The organism is Rhizobium sp. WYJ-E13, assembly GCF_018987265.1.
GTDB lineage: Bacteria > Pseudomonadota > Alphaproteobacteria > Rhizobiales > Rhizobiaceae > Rhizobium.
On the sequence record NZ_CP076854.1, the window covers coordinates 1,504,358 to 1,521,362 of the forward strand.

A 17,005-nucleotide genomic window follows, 5' to 3' on the forward strand; every position below is an offset into this window, starting at 1 on the left:
ATGAATCTCTGGCGCGGGAGCGACAAGGTCACCTCCTTCGTCGAGGAGCAATCTCGTTCCCGCCGGACGCCACGACGCCAACCGTCATCACGGAAGGAGGATTCGGGCCTCGAATCCATCCACCCGACCGCTTGCAGGCGATTGAAGCTCGAGTACCCCGCCCATCTGCCGGACGATCGTGTCGGCGATCGCGAGGCCAAGCCCCGAACCCTTGGCGGAGGTCGCACCGCGACGAAACCGCAATTTCAAGCCTTTGAGATCGGTCGGAGAGAGCGCCGGACCGTCGTTGGCGATGCCAATGATACCTTCATCGTCGACGGAAATCCTGATCCGGCCACCCGGCTCTCCATGAACAACTGCGTTTTCGATGAGATTGCTTACGACAATGCCAAGCGCGTCAACATCGACAGCACGCATCAGTGGTTTGGTCGAACTTGCGTAAACGAGCCGCTGCGTCGTTGCTGAATCGTGCCTGTAGTCGCCTATGATCAGATCGAGCACATGCCGGATGTCGGTCATGACCGCGGTCTGCCCAAGGCCGGCCTCCGCCCGTGCGAGCTGCAAGAGCTTTTCGGACGTGTGTCCAAGCTTGGTGAGTGCTCGCTCTATATTGCGCGCCCGCGCCTTCAAGGCCCCGTCCGGCAGCTCCGCCAGAAGCCTTTGCGTCTGCGCCAAGGCTCCAGCCACAGGCGTACGCAGTTCGTGCGCGCTGTGGGTGGCAAACTCCCTTTCGGCATCGATCGTGGCACGCACTCGCTGAAGCAAAAGGTTGACCGACTGGGCGATCGGTTTCAGTTCTCGAGGCGTCGTCTCAGTCTCGAGCGGCGACAGGTTTCCCCCGTTCTTTTCCGAGATCGCTTCGCGCAGCTTATTGATAGGGACCACCGCTCTTCCTGTAATCCACGCCATCAAGAGCAAGCTGAGCGGCAGCAAGACGGCAAGGGGGATGAGCATAGTCACCGCACTTTCGCGGACTGCTTCGCGCCGATTGCTGAACTTGTCGGCGGCCTGCAGGAATATCGCACCATTTGTACTGGCAGCCGTGTAGAAACGGTACTTTTCGGAATCATGAAAGCCGACCGTCAGCGGCACGTCGAAGGGCTCCGCGGGAGCGTCTTTCGAGCGGAAGAGAATGTGCCCATCTGCTGCGCGCACGTGATAGACTAGATATTCTCGGGCGGGAGGGGTCGCCGGCGCCCGCTCTTGCTGATCGCTGTCCTGAATATCCGGAATCCGCCCCTCCTCGACGATCGCCAACAGTCGTTCGGCAGTTTCCTCGAGCGCATTATCGAAGACCTCGTCAAACTCCGAGCGCATCACATGGATGCCAAGTCCGATGGCCCCAAGCCAGAAAGCGACCATGACGCCCGAAAGCGCGGTCATGAGCGGCCAGATGATGCTGCGGTTTTTCGTCATTCAACCACCAGCATATAGCCGATGCCGCGCGCTGTCCTGATCTTCTCCATCCCGATCTTCTTGCGCAGCCTGCTGATGTAGACCTGCACCGTATTGCTCTCGACTTCCTCGCCGAACGCATAGAGGGCTTCCTCGATCCGCTTCTGCGTCACTAACTTTCCCGGCCTCTGGACAAGCAGATCGAGCAACGCCCATTCGCGTGGGGTCAACTGAACGTCCTGTCCGCTGACTGTTATCGAATGGGTTGCTCGTTCAATCACGATGTCAGCAACTTGAACGATGTTTTGCGGACGTCCCTCGTAGCGACGACGGACGGCAAGGATCCGTGCCTCGAGCTCATCGAGGTTGAACGGCTTGATCAGATAGTCATCAGCGCCTGCGTTAAGACCGGCGATGCGGTCGGAAATCTGATCGCGCGCAGTCAGGACGATTACCGGTGCATCGCCTCCCCGCGCCCGGAAGTGCTCCAGGAGAACGAGCCCGTCGCCGTCGGGAAGCTGCAGATCGAGGAGGACGAGGCCGTACTCGACAGATTTGCTCGCGGCCTCGGCATCGACGATCGTGCGGACCCAGTCCGTCGCATAGCCGGCCGTGTTGGTGTGGTCTCGGACGGCCTCGCCGATGAGGTCGTCGTCTTCGACCAAGAGTATGCGCACGATCCACCCCCTTAGTTCAATGTAGAGCGCGCACGGTGCCTGTGTCGATGGACCGGCTTTGGACCCGCGAGCGCCTCCGGACAAGCTCGCGCAAACCTTATGTTGGTCTGCAACGCGACAGACAGCATGGAGCCAACGCCTTACAAGAACTTAAGCCGCCGTCAGATATCGCCAAGAGCGACCAACGTGCGGAGGTCACGGCTGTCCGCGCCATATAGACTACCAGTGGTACGAGATACCGACGTTGACCGCGTTGGTGACGATGTTCGTCTTCAGGCGGTCGCCGCTGTCGATCGGAACGTCGACGCGCGAATAGGTGCCCTTGTATTCGACGAAGGTCGACCAGTTGTCGGTGATGCGGTAGTCGACGCCGGCCTGCGCCTGGAAGGTCATGCCGCCGAATTCGTAGTCGAAGGTCGTGCCCTGGGGACGGGTGACTTCGACATGCGGAATGTTCACGCCGACACCGGCACCGAGATAGGGTGTCCAGGGCCGCGCCGGGTCCTTGAAGCGGTAAAGGCCGTTGACCGTCACAAGGTTCAGGCCGTCGGTGAATTCGAAATGCGTCCAGCCCGGCGAACGCGCCATGGTTTCGTCGTCGGCATAGACCTTGTCATGGGTGTAGTCGAGCGACACGCCCCAGTTCGGCAGGTTGAAGTCGCCGAGCCACCAGGTGACACGGCCGCCGTAATAGGGCGGGCTGCCGAAGGACTTGCCTTCCCAGCCGGCGCTGAAGGATGTGCCGTCGGAAACGTCGACGTGGCTGTGCGGTGCCGTCTGGTAACCGCCGTAAATGGAAAATTCCAGATCTTCGGCGGAAGCCGTGCCGGCAATCGATACAAGAGCGGAAAACGCAAGGCCTGCCAGAAGCGAGGTGGAAAGGCGCAAGTCGGGTCTCATTGAATACCTTCAGTCTTGATTTCTTCAAATACACCACGCTTTTTGAAGGCACTGACTAATCCCGTGAGGGCGAGAACCGCCCCAAAAAGCAATCCCAGCACGATTGCAAAGGCTCGTTCCTGTTCCGTAATCGAGCCGAGTGCGACCCTATAAAACTCGGTTGCCAACAGCGCGATAAAGGTTGACGACACCGTGGAATAGTCTTTTGCCACGACCCGTTTCAGATTGAACGCCATCCCTCTCGTCGATTCGTCGAAGGCGTCGAGCTTCAATCCCCATCGCGGGACATCTCGGCAGTAGGCTTTGTAAGCGGCGCCGAACTTATCGTGCAGGAACGCTTCTTCGGCGTAGACAATGCACTGATAGATAAAGGCAAAGAGAGTGCATCCGACCGCGATCACGAACGGATTGCCGTGGAAGACAAACAGTCCGACGTAGATCAGCATGTTGCCCACGTAAAGCGGATTTCTGCAGACGCCGAACATGCCCTCGGTGACAAGGTCATCGGCATAGACACGTTTGTTCAAGCCGCCCCGCCTGATGTAGGCATAGCCAATGACGCTCGCCCTCAAAATCAGCCCACTGAGCACGATGAGCAGGGCCACCATGTCCTTCGGCAGTTCGAGAGCAGGATTTCCCAATGGCGCGGTCGAGGGCGGCACAGCGGCAAAGAGTGCGATAATGATCAGTGGGAAAGCCTGATTGCGATATTTGAAGAAGAACGTGCCGATCCTCAGCATAAAGTATTTCATGATGCTCACTTGATTGCGACGATCCCGCAGAAATTGTACCAGCGGAAAAAGACCTCGGTGCTTTTGAAGCCAGCCTCACGAAGAAGCTGGATGTTTTCGTCCAACCGGTAAGGAATAAGGACATTTTCCAGCGCCTCCCGCTTCTTCGAAATTTCGATTGTGGAGTAGCCGTTCCGTCGCTTGAAATCATAATAATGCTCTATGAACAGGCGGTTGAATGTCGTGTCTTCGCTGGTTAGCTTTTCAACCAGGAGCAGGCACCCCTGCTCGTTGAGCCCGTCGTAAATTGTCCGCATGACCCGCTCGCGGTAGAGAGGCCGAACAAACTGCAGCGTCAGCACCATCGTTACGACGCTTGCCTTCTCAATCGAGAATCCGCGATGGAGGTCGACCGTGTGAAGATCGATGGAGCGGTTGGTTCCGGACTCCGCGATCTTTTCTGCAGCTTTCTTCAGCATCTCCGGAGCATTGTCGATTCCGACGAAATCGATGTGATTGTCAACTTCACGGTCCAGCGCCAGAAGGGTCGTGGCCGTGGAGCAGCCGATATCATAGAGCTTCGACTGGGGCTGCGCGAAATCCCTGGCAAGCTCGCAGACCATCCGTTGCATCTCGCCATAAAAAGGAACCGATCGGCTGACCATATCGTCAAAGACATTCGCGACGGTCGAATTGAACGAAAAGTCGGCAACGGAATCGTGTTCTTCGGCGAAAACTTCGTCTCGCGAATTGGTATGCAATATTAGACGGTTAGACTGTTCGGTCATATCCGCTCCGGTGTTCAATGAATGGAAATCGGGCGCGTCTTTCCCCGGCCCATTGCGTCACAAAACGTTAACATCGAATCCTGACAATAGGCTGAAGGCTCCACAGCATCGCTCCACCAGGAACCGTCGATGCTTTCGGTTAGCGAGGCTGCCGAGGCGCTCCAAGTCAGCGTCAAAACGTGAGAATGAGATGATCTTCTCACCGCGCAGATTGTCGATGCCGATCTTGCTCTTGACGCCTGCGATCACGGAGGCCGTAGGCTCCACACCGTGCCGGTTGTCGGCGAGGCTGCCGCGAATACCAAAAGAGGTAAAACCCTCTGATGGCATTGACAAAACTCTCTTGCGCACAATGTTTGGGCCTTGAGGTGGTTAAGTTGAAATGACTTTTCCGAATTTTCATTGAATATCCAATCTCGAATAAGGCTCCTTTTGTCGTTGAATACTGCATATCTCAGGAGGTGGGATGTCGGTTCCTATACGCAGCAAGGCCATATACCTGTTTACGGATGCGCGAATGCTTCCGGCAGCCTGCTGCGCGCTTCTGTCTGTCGGACGCAACAGTCAAAGGAACGATATCAAGCCGGTCATTGTCGGCATCGATTTGCCTGAGGACCAGAAAGCTCGGATTGCGACCTTCAACGCCGTCAACGGCATCGATATCGACGTCGTCGATTTCACCTTTCCCACCGATACGCCCGAGACGGCAGGCCGCTGGCACAAGTCGACGCTTGCGCGCCTCTATCTCGACAAGCTGATGGGCGAGGAACTCGAGCGCGTTCTTTACCTTGACGCGGATATATTGGCCGTCGCCAATGTCGATCCACTCTTCGATGTCGATCTCAATGGCAAGGCGATCGGCGCGGTTGACGACTACCGCATTGCCTTCCCCGACAAGATCAGACAGCTGGAGCGGGAGCTTGGCCTCGACCCGGGGGCGGGATATTTCAATGCCGGCGTCCTTCTCATGGATTGCGCCGCCATCCGGGCCGGCGGCTTTTTCGAGATGGCGCGTTCCCTGCTCAGATCAGGGCGATCCTTTGCCTCCAACGACCAGGATATTCTCAATATTGCCTTTCGTGGGATGTGGCAAAGGCTGGACAACCGCTGGAATGTCCAGACCGGTATCATGCCGTATATCCACAATGCTGTGCTCCTGCATTTCACCGGACGTCGCAAGCCGTGGCATCTTTCGGTGCAGGCTGGACAGTCGGACTATGCCGATATTTATAAGAACATGCTTTCGAAAACGCCGTGGTCGGGATTTGTTAGCCAGCGCAGTGGCTTCCGAAAGGCAGCCGACCATCTCCTGGCGCTCGGCAAGCGCGCCGGCGCGATGAACCGCGCACGACAACTGAAAGCACATTTTGGCGCGAGTGAGGTCCCTAGTGCTGACAGGAGCCCCGGATCCGAAAATTCCGGAAGCCCCGTCTTTCACACGCAGGGCGCCGATGCGTGGCGCGCATTCTTCAATCGCTACTCGCACATCGTTCTGGTCGCCAATAGCGAGGCGCTCGATCCGCAGTCGATGCGGACGGAGTTTCCCGGAGATACGTTGTTCGTCTTCTTCAACAAGGTCTACAAGGTTCTCGACGACAGTTTTCCCGGGCATGCCATTCTTGTGGCGCGCAGCGGAATGATGGGCGCCAATATCGTCCATCGGCGAGAGGTGGACGAGGTCCTGAAATTCTTCACGTCTGACAAGTTCCTCGGCGTTCTGAATATCCGTACGGCACCCGAGGAACGCTTCAGCCCGGTCGGCGCATTCAAGGGTGCGACAGTCATGTACAGTGATCTCGAGATGCTGATGTCGGGGCACTATCCGCCGGACAAGATTCCGACGAGCGGCTTTGCGCTGGTTGTGTGGATGCGCGAGCTTGAGGTGACACCAAAGATCGTGCTCGCCGGATTTTCCGGGAAACGGAGTGCGCGCTGGAAGGTCTTCGACGTTCATGACTGGACATTCGAGCGGATCTATTTCGGGATTCTGGCGCGAAGAGGTATCATCACCAGCGCCGAACATGCCGGGCCGTCACGCTTCGATCTTCTGACCCGGCAATTTCCGGATGCGGAAAGCGAGGAGATCCAGAGGGCGATCAACGACGCACTTTCGACGCGTCTCGATCACGCGCTGACCCTCATCGACGGCCTGATGTCGCTAACCAAATGGCAGCGGGCGCTCGATCAGGCCTTCCGCAAGGCGCGGCCAAAGACCCGCAAGCAGCGCGCACTCGACCGCCAAAAGAAGCAAGCTTCCTGAAGGCAACACAGAATTCGTCCCACGGAGAAATTGATATGACCGATATCGTCAACATCTATGTTGGTTTTGATTCAAAGGAAGTTGTCGCCCATCACGTGCTATCACAGAGCATTCTGGAAAAATCGAGCGTGCCGGTGAGGATCACGCCGATCTACCTGCACAATATCGCAAGCATATTCACGCGTGAGCGCAACGCCCTGCAGTCGACGGAGTTCTCCTTCTCACGCTTCCTGACGCCCTATCTCAGTCGGTATGAGGGATGGAGCTTGTTCATGGATTGCGACATGCTTGCGCGCGCGGATATTGCCGAGCTCTGGGTGCTGCGCGATGAGCGCTATTCCGTCATGTGCGTAAAACACGATTACCAGCCGAAGGTCGAAACGAAATTTCTCGGCCAGGTACAGACGAAATACGAAAAGAAGAATTGGTCGAGCCTGATCCTCTTCAATAACGCGAAATGCAGGGCGCTGACGCCTGATTATGTCAACACCGCGACCGGGCTGCAGTTGCACCAGTTCAAGTGGCTCGACGGCGACGATTTGATCGGCGAGCTACCCATTATCTGGAACTATCTCGTCAACGAATATGACAAACGCGATGACGCCAAGATCGTGCATTTCACAGATGGCGGACCCTATTTCGACGAATACAGGAACGACGATTACGCCGAGGAATGGTTCGCGACACGCGAGCGCATGCTACACGTCCAGCAGCGTGGCTGACCTGCAGCAGCAAGGCTGGGCTGACTCCGCCTGAGGCTCGCCGAGCGGCCGAGGATCATCACGAGAAGCTGAAGGAACTTCGCGGTCGACGACGGCCGTCGACGGCGATAGGAGGGCGCACCATACTTCAGATACTGAAGCCATTGCTGCGATGCGCGAAATTTGGAGACGCGCCGAATCACCTTTGATGAGGCATCGGCCGTACCACATCAGCCTAACGATTCAGGGTTGCAGCTTGTAAACTTTTCGCGGAAGATGGGTGGCGACCTATGGCGCAGCGAGCGTGGAGGTTCAATCGTGAACGATGGAAACCCCTTTATTGAAGTTGTGCTGGACGGCTTGGTAGCCGTCGTTATCTTCCTCAGTGCGGCAACCGTAGTCGCGATGGCAGCAGCATTTGCCTCCCTCATCAGTCATGTTGCTGGAATTGTGGAAGAACCAGGCGCGACAGGTTCTCTAATTGCAACATCCTGCATTCTTTTACTGTCAACTCTCTTGTCGGTTCTCGCCTCAATAGCGGCTCAACGTCTCAGCTTAGGCTGATGGGCGATGTCGATTTTATCCCGATTGTGGTTTCTGACACCAGCTTCAGCACGAGAGAGAATTGCCTGCCTGATTTGTCAGTTCATGGATAATCGCCTGCGGTCGCGTCGAGCGTGAGAGGTCCTTCTGCCTCCAGCTTTACCCGACCTCTTCCGACGCGAACGAGGCGTATGGGCGCCTGCTTCTCTTCGAGGCGGCGACGCAACAGCAGGAGCCGGGTTTCGAGATTGTCCTTGATCTCCGGCATGCGGGCACCCGCCGCGAGCCGCATTTCCCGGTTCGTGAATTCGCTTCTGCCGTCGCTCAGATGCCAATCGAGCATCAGCCGCAGCAGGGTGCCGGCAACGCCCTTCACTATGTAGGCACCGTCGACGAAAACGCTGTCGTCGAAGCGGTGATGAACGACGCGGACTTCTCGCCCAGCGGCAGCAGGTTTGGACAAACTCACCACCGGTTTCAATTCGGCGGCTGCCGCCTCCCGTTCGCTGTCCCTGAGGGCGCGGGCGGCCTGTCCCACCAGAATTTCGAGAGCAGCCTCGTCCTCTTCGCGGAAGGCGAGCCGCTCCGTGCTCTCGACGAAGAGTACGCCCGTCACCGTGCCGCGGACGGTCATGGGAACGGCAATCTGGCTCATAGCCGTCGGCAATTGTGGGAAAGCGACGATGCGCGTGACATTTTCAGCCCCGTCCGCCTCCAGACCGATCGCTTCGCCGAATCGACGCACGCGGCTCATATCGCTGACCTTGATCGTCTGGCCACTCGTTGCCGCAGCGCCGATCAATCCCTCGCTGCCGGCGATTTCCGATCCGAGGCCCGAGCGCTCGTAGCCGATGCTGCCGGTCGTGGTGAGGCAGCCGCGATGGTTGTCATGGATCAGCACGAGCGCATTATCGTATCCGAGAACGTGCTGGACGCCGCACAGCAGGCTTTCGATGATCTCATCGGCCTCCGCCTTTCCCTCGATGGCCTTGATCGCCTCGGAAAGGGCGGGAAGGCTGACAGGCGCGCGGCCGGTCATGGGCGGAGCCGTTTCCACCGGCGAGGGAATCTTTTCGATCCCGTGCACCCGGAAAATATCGGCGCTCCTGAGCCGCATGACATCCGACATGCCGACCTGCGCGCTGCTCGCCTTGAGCTGGCGGGCGATCTTGTCGAACAGTGCGCCGGCATCGACGGAACGCACAAAACCGATATCGAGCAGGAACTGATCTCCAGTGAACCCGTCGACGACGATCAGCGTGACCTTGGGATTGGCGCGCACATTCGCCGCCGTCTTGGCGAAAAACTGGTTGGAGAGCGCGACATGCTCCTCATCGACCCGCACCACATGGGAGAGATAGGATATGTTCGGCATGCCATCGGCCGAGGCCGTGGCGATGATGGAGGGAATGACACCCTCGAAGCAGGCGGAAAGATCGGAAAGCCGCAGGTTCATTGAGACCTCGCGCCAGCCTGCGTGCCTGCCAGCATGCCGGCGAGCGGGCCGGGCGTCTGGACGTAGATTTCACTGATCACCAGCCGGGCGACCCGCGCTTGGCGCGCCGTCAGCCAAGGCGCGATAAGGCGTCGCGGCACGCCGAGGGATTCGAGCTCGTCCGTCGCCGCGGTCATAAAACGATCGGCACGATCGAGGTCGGGTGTTTCCGTTTCTCGCATCTCGGCGGACCCTTTCAGCTGAAAACTGACGTAATCCGACGGGCTGACGAAGGTGGCCGCGATCCGCCCGGTCTGCCGGATACAGGATTCGAGCCGTGGCCACTTCCAGGCAGAAAAGATGACGTCGATTGTCTCGCGGTCTTCCAGCAGATGGAAGCCGACGCCGCGTCCTGCCGAAGGACGGCCGGTCTCGTCAGCCACGGCGATGATGCACATCAGCGGCCGATTGAAAAAATCGAGCAGCCTGTCGTCGACCTTCATAGCCGTCCCCTGTTGCCTATCCCTGGTCTTCTTAGCAAACTTTTAGGATATTCGGCACGGCTTGCACATTCATTTAGGAACGGCGGTTTTCGCGGTGCGCTATAGAAGCGCCGCACCGGCTGGACGGCCTCAAAATCATCATCTGCCCGTCGTCAGCGGCCTCGTGCCATCAGGCGAAAGACATCGGCGCACCGCCCGCATACCGGAGCGCGGCACGGATTTCTACGTCGCATCACCAGAACCTGAACAACGGTCCATCGAAAGGAGACCGAAGGATGACACATGTCCCTTCGAATGAAAACGGAATGACCCTGACAGCAACGCAGCTCGATGCCTATCTGGCCCGGATCGGGATCGAGCGCCCGTCGCGTCTCGACATCGGCAGCCTGTCGCAGCTGCACCGCGCCCATCTCATGAGCTTTACATGGGAGACGCTGGACGCCTTCATGGGATGGCCCTCCGCGATCACCCCGGCTGCGGCCTTCACCAAGATGGTCGAGGGGCGGCGCGGCGGCTGGTGCTACGAGATGAACGGCCTCTTCGGCGCCGCGCTTGCAGCACTCGGCTTCCGTGTGACCCGTCTTTGCGGCGGCGTCGACCGGGAAAAGCTTGGCGACATCGCCATCGGCAATCATCTGACGCTGCGTGTCGACCTCGACCGTCCCTATCTCGCCGAAGTCGGCGTGGCGGACGCCATCGTCGAGCCGGTGCCGATCGCCGCCGGGCCGATCAGCCAGCGCGGTTTCGACTTCTCGATCATGCCGGCGGACGGTCGCTGGCTGCGCTTCAACAATCACGTGCGCGGCATCGCGAAAAGCTTCGACTTTCAGCCCGAATATAGCGATGAAGCCGCGATGGCCGCAGCGCATGGCTGGCTGATGCAGGATCCCGGCTCGCCGTTCACAAATGCGCTCGCGGTCCTGCGGCACACGGCGGACGGCTATGTCGCCCTTCAGAACGACCGCCTGCGCCGGGTAACGGCAAACAGCCTCAGCGAGCAGCGCATCACGAGCGCCGACCATCTCTGCGACACGTTCGAGACCGTATTCGCCCTCGACATTCCACAACCCGACCGCGTCTGGGAGCGCCTCCAGGCCATCAGCCGCGACAAGGCGGCCTGAGCCGATACCCCGCAACATTCCACGCCTGAGGAAACTCCATGCTTCGCATAACTGTATTCGCCCTTGCTCTTGCCTTGAGCACGATCCCCGCCCTTGCCACCGATCCGGCGCCGGGCGGGGCCTATAAGACCGACCCCTCGCATTCGAGCTTCAGCTGGTCGTTCAACCACTCCGGCCTGTCGCGCTACACCGCGCGCTTCACCAAAGTCGATGCGCGGCTCGACTGGAAGCCGGAAAAGCCGGAAACCTCCACGCTCTCCGTTACAATCGATCCGCTCTCGGTCCGCACCGACTATCCCTGGCCGAAAAAGGTCGACTTCGATGCGGAAATCGGCAGCGGGGAGGCCTTCCTGGCAGCCAAGCCGATCACCTTCGTCTCCAAGACGATCCACGTGACGGGCGAGAAGACCGGCACCGTCGAAGGCCTCCTCTCCTTCCGCGGTGAGACGCACCCGGCAACGCTCGACGTCACGTTCAACGGTTCAATGGCCGAGCACCCGATGATGGGCGTCCCGAAGATCGGTTTCTCGGCGACCGGCAGGATCCGCCGCAGCCAATGGGGAATGGATTTCGCAATACCCGAACTTGGTGACGTCGTCACCTTCGCCATAGAAACGCAGATGGTGCCCGCTGATTACTCATTCCAGTAGAAACGAAATGAGATGCAGATCCGGCGAGACATGTGTCTCAATCCCGGCGGCCTGGTTGTGGTCGACAGCCAAAGCTGGCCCTATGCGGAACTGCGGGTCGACTGGCTGGACGATGGCTGCCCGGTGGCTGCTGTTGGACGCGCTTGGGAAAGCTGTCAGCCACAGGCGAGCGCCTGTGTCACCCGCGCGCTGGCCCCTTCGGCAGCGCCGTCCTATGGCATCCCAGGCGACGAATGAGGATCAAGGCCGGTGGCTTGCTGGGTGGTGTCACGTCGTCTGCGGCTTAACGATCGAAGGGATAAAGACGACGTGACATCACCTTAGCTCACAGTTCATCAGTCTCTCGACTGAGCCTTGGACCAGGCCGGAGAATGGTTCGTTTTCAGCTCTTCACCGATCCGGCGGCCATTCCCGCGAGAAAGTAGCGTTGCGCAATCAGATACAGGACCAGAAGTGGGAGCGATCCAAGCACGCTCATCGCCATCATCTGGTTCCACTCAAACGCATGTTGGCCCATGAGCAATTCGATGCCGATGGGAACAGTCCGCATGTCCATCGACTTCGTCAAAGTCAGGGCAAAGAGGAATTCGTTCCATGCCAACAGAAACGTATAGACGGCAGTCGCCACGATGCCAGGCACCGACAAGGGGATGATCACACGCCACAGCGCCGTCCAGCTTGACCCGCCATCGACAAGCACTGCCTCATCGAGCTCCCTTGGCAGGGTATTGAGATAGCCGGTCATGAGAAGAATTGCATAAGGCAAGGTGAAGACCATGTAGGTCAAAATCAGCGCAAAATAGGTGTTGAAGATACCGAATGCGACGACCATGCCGAAATAGGGGATCAAAAGCGTGATCGGCGGCACGGTCTGCGTGCTGATGATGAACACATTCAGCGTTTTCTTGAGCCGGAATGAATACCGGCTGAAAGCATAGGCCGTCAGGATGGCGATCAGCACGGTCAGAACCGTTACCACTCCTGCGACGAGATAACTGTTGAGAAAGAAGCGAACCTTCGTTGGGTCGTTGAAGATCGCAAGATAGGCGACGCTGGTGAAACGGTCGGGCAGCAGCCGCGGCGGGAGGGCAAAGATCTCGGTGTTCGACTTCAAGGACGTGAAGAACATCCACAGGATCGGAAAGCCCGCGAAGACCAGCCCGACCGCCAGCCCGAGATATGTCAGCAGGGTCGGTACGATGGTGCGACTGAGAGAGCGTTTTGCCATTGCCGGTTACCTGGCCTTCTGATGTTTGATGTAGAAATATGTGGCGCCCATCGAGATGATCAGAATGAAGATTGCACTCGCCGACGCGCGCGAAAATTCGTAACTCGAAAACGCCAGTTTGTAGGTGTAGGTGCTGAGTACCTCGGTCGCATAGATCGGACCGCCTCCCGTCGTCATCCACACGAGGGGGAAGACCTGCATTGTCCAGATGAAATCAAGCAAGGCGATACTGATGATGATCGGCATCAGTTGCGGGATGGTGATGTAGCGGAATTTCTGGAACTCATTGGCACCGTCGATGCCGGCGGCCTCATAGAGATCCTTGGGGATGCCCTGAAGACCAGCGAGAAGGCTGACCATGTAGAGCGGGTATCCTGCCCAGATATTCGCAAAGGTCAGCGCATGCAGCGCGGTTTTCGTCGAAGAGAACCACTCGACCTTGAAGTCGATGATATGCAGCGTCATCAGGATACTGTTGACGACGCCGTTGGGATCCAGCAGCAGCCGCCAGATGATGGCGATGATGACAGCTGTGAAGAGCCACGGCAAAATGTAGAGAACCCGCAGAATGCTTCTGATCAGCGGATCGACACGCTGGCTGTTGAGCAAAAGGGCGAAGGCCAGACCGATCAGCAGATGGAAGATGACGCTCATCACCGTGAAGTAGAGGGTCTGCCCGACCGACTGCCAGAAAACCGGATCTCTGAAGATCGTCACATAGTTCTGCAATCCGACGAAGGACGCGTCCTTTTTCGTGATCGCTCCGTCCATCAGCGAATAGCGCAGAACGGTGATCATGGGAAACAGCATCAGGAGGCAGAATAAAAACGTCGCTGGGGCAACATAAAAGTAGGGAACCAGCCTCTTTCTTACTTTGTAAGAGAGTAGGCCGTGCTTGCGCGTTTTTGATTGCGTCCGGATCATGGTTTCTGTGGCGAGGCTCATGAGAGGTAATTTTCTCCCTGGTCGTAACGCATTGCTTCGTCGCGATGCGGCGGCAGCGTGACAAAAGTCTGTCACGCTGCCGCCACCGTCTTGGGAGACTACTTGCTAAATTCGACCAACCATTGCTTCTGCGTATTGGCAGCCGCGTCCTTTGCGGTCTGCTGACCGTCGAACATTTTTTGAACTTCGACGTTCATCTGGCGCATGAGATCTTCGGCCACCGGCAATCCGACGAATTCGTTGGCCAGCTTCCCGCTTTGGAATATCTTGAAGGCTTCTTCAAACAGCGGGTCCGACTTGGAGAAATCGGGTTTGGCGTGGATATTGCCCGGGAAGGCGTTGGCGATCGACACGAGGCGGCTGTTCACTTCCGGGCTCATCAGATATTCGACGAGTTTCCAGGCTTCCGCCTTGTGCTCGCTTTTGTCGCTGATGCCGATACCCCAGGAAGCATAGGGCAGCCCGCGCTTGCCGGTATAGCCGTCGATGGCCGGAAGGGCGGAGATGCCGAACTTCAGATCAGGGTTTCGCTGGCGGATGAGATTGATGTGAGCCAACGAGTCGATCATCATGCCGACACGCCCGTTGACGAATTCTTCGACCTTGTCCTGCTCCTTCTTGGCAAAAATACCGGGCGAGATGACGCCGGCGTCCTGCAGCGACTTGATGTATTCAAGTGTGCCGACGACGGAGGCATTTTCCAGATCGGGCTTGCCATCCTTCAGCATGGATGCTCCAGATGCCCAGACCCAGGACATCACGTCATTCTGGATGCCGCCGGGATTTTGCAGCGACAGCGGCAGCACCCAACCATATTGGTTCTTGTCCGCATTGGTCATCTTCTTTGCGGCAGCGGCGAACTCCGTGCGGTTCGTCGGCATCTTTTCGACGCCGGCGGCCTTTGCCAGATCGAGGTTGACGAAAACCGGATAGACGAACGAGGCAAGCGGGAACATGACGCTTTGCCCGTTGACCTTGATGATGTCGGCGATCTGGCTCTGATCATATTTGGCATCAGCCATCAGGCTGTCCATCGAGGCGATTGCACCCTGCTTTGCCAAGCCGTTCACCCATGCGCCGTCGAGGCCGACGACGTCGCTGAGTGTCCCGGACGCCGCACCAACGACGATCTGATCATGGGTGGCAGAATAGGGACCGCTGACGAGCGTCACCTTGATGCCGGGGTTTTTGGCTTCAAAGTCGTCCATGATGCCTCTCAGAGCACCGGCGGGCATTTCTGGCTCCCACCATTGGATAAACTCGAGATTGGTCTGGGCAAAGGCGCAGGTGGCGCATAGTGCCCAGGCGGCTACAGCCGATTGAGCCGCCACGATAAATCTTCTGACGTTCATGTTTCCCTCCCTGAAAACGATATTTCACTCGATCCTCCCGATCGAGACCAAAGTAGGTTCCCTTAGGGGTCTGGCTGTCAATGAAGAACTGCAATCGGTAAAAGCAAGAAGGCTGCAGGAGCAAGAAAAATTAAGATAAGCTATTGATTAAATTGGATTTTAACCTCAGACTTTGAGATGTTTTTTCTTTCTAAGACATTTTCTCGTGTCTCATTTTTTCTTTACTTTCGTAAACAAATGAAAGCTGCGGCGCCCAAAGGAAAACAAATGAAAGGCTTGGCGGGCGACGAAAAGGGGGGCCAAGCTGCGTCGTGCTCGCCGTCGACATACGGCTTTAAAGCTGCATTCAGGCACCAACGAGCACCAGGGGAACCTGGCCTATGGCTGCACGGTCACAAGGTTACGAGACGGTGCGAGATCTTGCGATCTCGATACGAGAGCGCGCCAAGCCGCTACGCAAAAAGCAAGGAGCTTGGCGACGAATACGTCCGAGCAACGAAGCAAGCGTGCGATCTTGCGATCGCCACCGACCAGCTCCGCTATCGCGGTTCATCCTGGAGCGTTTCCGGGTTAAATTGCCAAATGCGTCCGGGGGTCGAAGAAGTGCAACTTGGACGTATCGATCGCCAGGTTGATCATTGCGCCCGGCTGGACCGGGCTGACGGCTTCGAACTTCGCTACGGCGTTTGCCGCACCGCTCAAGTCCTCGACGGCATCGGGATCGCCGGAATCGATCCGCACCGCGTCGATCTTCAAATGAACGATCAGTTCAGAGCCCAATTCCTCGATCGATTTTACAAGGGCCGGTATCGTCGGGTAGCGTGATCCCGATTCCAGACCGCTGTCGTAAAGATCTTCCGGGCGAATGCCGAAAATGATCGTTTGGCCCTCGAATGCCGCCAGACCGGGAGAGTGCTCAAATGCACTTGTCGCGACCGGTATGGAAAAGCTCGGCAGATCGATCCTGCCGTTCTGCAAGCGGCCTTCGAACAGATTCATGGACGGCGAGCCGATGAAACCCGCAACGAAGGCGTTGACCGGCCGGCTATACAATGTCTTTGGCGTGTCGACCTGCTGAAGGACACCGCCCTTCAAGACCGCAACCCGGTCGCCCATGGTCAAGGCTTCGGTCTGATCATGTGTCACATAGATCGTCGTCACACCGAGCTGCCTTTGCAGGCTGACGATTTCGGCGCGCATTTGCACGCGCAGCTTGGCGTCGAGATTTGACAGGGGCTCGTCCATGAGAAAGGCCGCCGGTTCCCGCACCATTGCGCGTCCCATGGCAACCCGCTGTCGTTGGCCACCGGAGAGCGCTGCCGGTTTGCTGTCGAGCAGCGTATGCAATTGAAGGATCTTTGCTATTTCGTGGACCCGCTTCGTGCGCTCGTCCTTGCTCTTACCCGCAAGCTTCATCGAAAAGGCAATGTTGTCGAACACTGTCATATGCGGATAGAGCGCATAGTTTTGAAAGACCATCGCGATATCCCGGTCCTTCGGCGCGAGGTCCTCGACATTCTCTCCGCCGATGCTCAGGGTTCCGCTGCTGATCTCCTCCAGCCCTGCGATCATGCGCAATGCCGTCGATTTTCCGCATCCCGAAGGGCCCACGAGGATGAGGAACTCACCATCGTTTATCGTCAGGCTAAGATCCTTGATCGCGTGGAATTTCGTTCCAAAGGTCTTGCAAATCTTGTCCAATACAACAACGGCCACGGCACTTCCTCCCTTATTGTCACCGCCATCCCATCCTCAGGACAGCCCCTCCCCGGCACC

The 17,005-nt window shown here is 57.8% G+C and carries 18 protein-coding genes; 6 read left to right on the top strand and 12 right to left on the bottom strand.

The window, feature by feature from the left end:
- Positions 1–87 precede the first annotated feature (87 nt).
- The 6 genes from KQ933_RS28410 to KQ933_RS28435 all read right to left on the bottom strand — a co-directional run bounded on the left by KQ933_RS28410 (position 88) and on the right by KQ933_RS28435 (position 4,821).
- On the bottom strand, positions 88–1,416 hold the full coding sequence (locus KQ933_RS28410) for an ATP-binding protein (protein ID WP_216759331.1): 1,329 nt from the start codon (positions 1,414–1,416) through the stop codon (positions 88–90).
- Positions 1,413–2,072, bottom strand: a complete 660-nt coding sequence (locus tag KQ933_RS28415; RefSeq protein WP_216759332.1) for a response regulator — start codon at positions 2,070–2,072, stop codon at positions 1,413–1,415. The genes KQ933_RS28410 and KQ933_RS28415 overlap by 4 nt, the downstream gene beginning before the upstream one ends.
- A 219-nt stretch (positions 2,073–2,291) precedes the next feature.
- Positions 2,292–2,972, bottom strand: coding sequence for an outer membrane protein (locus KQ933_RS28420; RefSeq protein WP_216759333.1), 681 nt, complete (start codon positions 2,970–2,972; stop codon positions 2,292–2,294).
- Positions 2,969–3,724 carry an isoprenylcysteine carboxylmethyltransferase family protein gene (locus KQ933_RS28425; protein WP_216759334.1) on the bottom strand — a complete coding sequence of 252 codons (756 nt, stop codon included), beginning with the start codon at positions 3,722–3,724 and terminating at the stop codon, positions 2,969–2,971. The genes KQ933_RS28420 and KQ933_RS28425 overlap by 4 nt, the downstream gene beginning before the upstream one ends.
- 5 nt (positions 3,725–3,729) lie before the next feature.
- Positions 3,730–4,491: a carboxy-S-adenosyl-L-methionine synthase CmoA gene (gene cmoA, locus KQ933_RS28430; RefSeq protein WP_216759335.1), complete on the bottom strand. Its 762-nt coding sequence runs from the start codon at positions 4,489–4,491 to the stop codon at positions 3,730–3,732.
- A 57-nt stretch (positions 4,492–4,548) separates the two neighbouring features.
- Complete coding sequence (locus KQ933_RS28435; protein ID WP_216759336.1) at positions 4,549–4,821, bottom strand: hypothetical protein; 273 nt, start codon at positions 4,819–4,821, stop codon at positions 4,549–4,551.
- A 136-nt stretch (positions 4,822–4,957) separates the two neighbouring features.
- Between KQ933_RS28435 and KQ933_RS28440 the strand changes: the two genes are divergently transcribed.
- The 3 genes from KQ933_RS28440 to KQ933_RS28450 all read left to right on the top strand — a co-directional run bounded on the left by KQ933_RS28440 (position 4,958) and on the right by KQ933_RS28450 (position 8,016).
- Positions 4,958–6,751: a glycosyltransferase family 8 protein gene (locus tag KQ933_RS28440; RefSeq protein ID WP_216759337.1), complete on the top strand. Its 1,794-nt coding sequence runs from the start codon at positions 4,958–4,960 to the stop codon at positions 6,749–6,751.
- Positions 6,752–6,786: 35 nt separating this feature from the next.
- Complete coding sequence (locus KQ933_RS28445) at positions 6,787–7,473, top strand: glycosyltransferase (protein ID WP_216759338.1); 687 nt, start codon at positions 6,787–6,789, stop codon at positions 7,471–7,473.
- Positions 7,474–7,770: 297 nt separating this feature from the next.
- Positions 7,771–8,016, top strand: a complete 246-nt coding sequence (locus KQ933_RS28450; protein WP_216759339.1) for a hypothetical protein — start codon at positions 7,771–7,773, stop codon at positions 8,014–8,016.
- 82 nt (positions 8,017–8,098) lie between these two features.
- Here KQ933_RS28450 and KQ933_RS28455 read toward each other — a convergent pair whose 3' ends face one another.
- Together KQ933_RS28455 and KQ933_RS28460 are read right to left on the bottom strand one after the other, a co-directional pair.
- Entirely contained in the window at positions 8,099–9,451 is a 1,353-nt protein-coding gene (locus KQ933_RS28455; protein WP_216759340.1) for a GAF domain-containing protein, read from the bottom strand.
- Positions 9,448–9,933 carry a pyridoxamine 5'-phosphate oxidase family protein gene (locus tag KQ933_RS28460; RefSeq protein WP_216759341.1) on the bottom strand — a complete coding sequence of 162 codons (486 nt, stop codon included), beginning with the start codon at positions 9,931–9,933 and terminating at the stop codon, positions 9,448–9,450. The genes KQ933_RS28455 and KQ933_RS28460 overlap by 4 nt, the downstream gene beginning before the upstream one ends.
- A 275-nt stretch (positions 9,934–10,208) precedes the next feature.
- Between KQ933_RS28460 and KQ933_RS28465 the strand changes: the two genes are divergently transcribed.
- The 3 genes from KQ933_RS28465 to KQ933_RS28475 are packed head-to-tail and all read left to right on the top strand — an operon-like array spanning position 10,209 to position 11,941.
- Positions 10,209–11,054 (top strand): arylamine N-acetyltransferase, encoded by an 846-nt coding sequence (locus KQ933_RS28465; protein ID WP_216759342.1) that lies wholly within the window; start codon positions 10,209–10,211, stop codon positions 11,052–11,054.
- Between the two features lie 38 nt (positions 11,055–11,092).
- Complete coding sequence (locus KQ933_RS28470) at positions 11,093–11,704, top strand: YceI family protein (RefSeq protein ID WP_216759343.1); 612 nt, start codon at positions 11,093–11,095, stop codon at positions 11,702–11,704.
- A 12-nt stretch (positions 11,705–11,716) separates the two neighbouring features.
- Entirely contained in the window at positions 11,717–11,941 is a 225-nt protein-coding gene (locus KQ933_RS28475; RefSeq protein ID WP_216759344.1) for a DUF1028 domain-containing protein, read from the top strand.
- Positions 11,942–12,086: 145 nt separating this feature from the next.
- Here the strand turns inward: KQ933_RS28475 and KQ933_RS28480 are convergent, their stop codons facing one another.
- The 4 genes from KQ933_RS28480 to KQ933_RS28495 form a co-directional block, all read right to left on the bottom strand.
- On the bottom strand, positions 12,087–12,932 hold the full coding sequence (locus KQ933_RS28480; protein ID WP_216759345.1) for a carbohydrate ABC transporter permease: 846 nt from the start codon (positions 12,930–12,932) through the stop codon (positions 12,087–12,089).
- Positions 12,933–12,938: 6 nt separating this feature from the next.
- The gene (locus KQ933_RS28485) at positions 12,939–13,856 is read right to left on the bottom strand and encodes a carbohydrate ABC transporter permease (RefSeq protein ID WP_216760846.1); all 918 of its coding nucleotides are present in this window, start codon (positions 13,854–13,856) and stop codon (positions 12,939–12,941) included.
- A 119-nt stretch (positions 13,857–13,975) separates the two neighbouring features.
- Positions 13,976–15,229 carry a sugar ABC transporter substrate-binding protein gene (locus tag KQ933_RS28490; protein ID WP_216759346.1) on the bottom strand — a complete coding sequence of 418 codons (1,254 nt, stop codon included), beginning with the start codon at positions 15,227–15,229 and terminating at the stop codon, positions 13,976–13,978.
- A gap of 570 nt (positions 15,230–15,799) precedes the next feature.
- Positions 15,800–16,945, bottom strand: a complete 1,146-nt coding sequence (locus tag KQ933_RS28495; RefSeq protein WP_216759347.1) for an ABC transporter ATP-binding protein — start codon at positions 16,943–16,945, stop codon at positions 15,800–15,802.
- Between the last annotated feature and the right edge of the window lie 60 nt (positions 16,946–17,005).

What these genes read in the sequence shown, in the direction of transcription:
- KQ933_RS28420 (WP_216759333.1), bottom strand. Translation starts at nt 2,972, where the DNA reads ATGAGACCCGACTTGCGCCTTTCCACCTCGCTTCTGGCAGGCCTTGCG.
- cmoA (WP_216759335.1), bottom strand. Translation starts at nt 4,491, where the DNA reads ATGACCGAACAGTCTAACCGTCTAATATTGCATACCAATTCGCGAGAC.
- KQ933_RS28480 (WP_216759345.1), bottom strand. Translation starts at nt 12,932, where the DNA reads ATGGCAAAACGCTCTCTCAGTCGCACCATCGTACCGACCCTGCTGACA.
- KQ933_RS28485 (WP_216760846.1), bottom strand. Translation starts at nt 13,856, where the DNA reads ATGATCCGGACGCAATCAAAAACGCGCAAGCACGGCCTACTCTCTTAC.
- KQ933_RS28465 (WP_216759342.1), top strand. Translation starts at nt 10,209, where the DNA reads ATGACACATGTCCCTTCGAATGAAAACGGAATGACCCTGACAGCAACG.
- KQ933_RS28410 (WP_216759331.1), bottom strand. Translation starts at nt 1,416, where the DNA reads ATGACGAAAAACCGCAGCATCATCTGGCCGCTCATGACCGCGCTTTCG.
- KQ933_RS28425 (WP_216759334.1), bottom strand. Translation starts at nt 3,724, where the DNA reads ATGAAATACTTTATGCTGAGGATCGGCACGTTCTTCTTCAAATATCGC.
- KQ933_RS28475 (WP_216759344.1), top strand. Translation starts at nt 11,717, where the DNA reads ATGCAGATCCGGCGAGACATGTGTCTCAATCCCGGCGGCCTGGTTGTG.
- KQ933_RS28445 (WP_216759338.1), top strand. Translation starts at nt 6,787, where the DNA reads ATGACCGATATCGTCAACATCTATGTTGGTTTTGATTCAAAGGAAGTT.
- KQ933_RS28470 (WP_216759343.1), top strand. Translation starts at nt 11,093, where the DNA reads ATGCTTCGCATAACTGTATTCGCCCTTGCTCTTGCCTTGAGCACGATC.
- KQ933_RS28455 (WP_216759340.1), bottom strand. Translation starts at nt 9,451, where the DNA reads ATGAACCTGCGGCTTTCCGATCTTTCCGCCTGCTTCGAGGGTGTCATT.
- KQ933_RS28435 (WP_216759336.1), bottom strand. Translation starts at nt 4,821, where the DNA reads ATGCCATCAGAGGGTTTTACCTCTTTTGGTATTCGCGGCAGCCTCGCC.
- KQ933_RS28460 (WP_216759341.1), bottom strand. Translation starts at nt 9,933, where the DNA reads ATGAAGGTCGACGACAGGCTGCTCGATTTTTTCAATCGGCCGCTGATG.
- KQ933_RS28490 (WP_216759346.1), bottom strand. Translation starts at nt 15,229, where the DNA reads ATGAACGTCAGAAGATTTATCGTGGCGGCTCAATCGGCTGTAGCCGCC.
- KQ933_RS28440 (WP_216759337.1), top strand. Translation starts at nt 4,958, where the DNA reads ATGTCGGTTCCTATACGCAGCAAGGCCATATACCTGTTTACGGATGCG.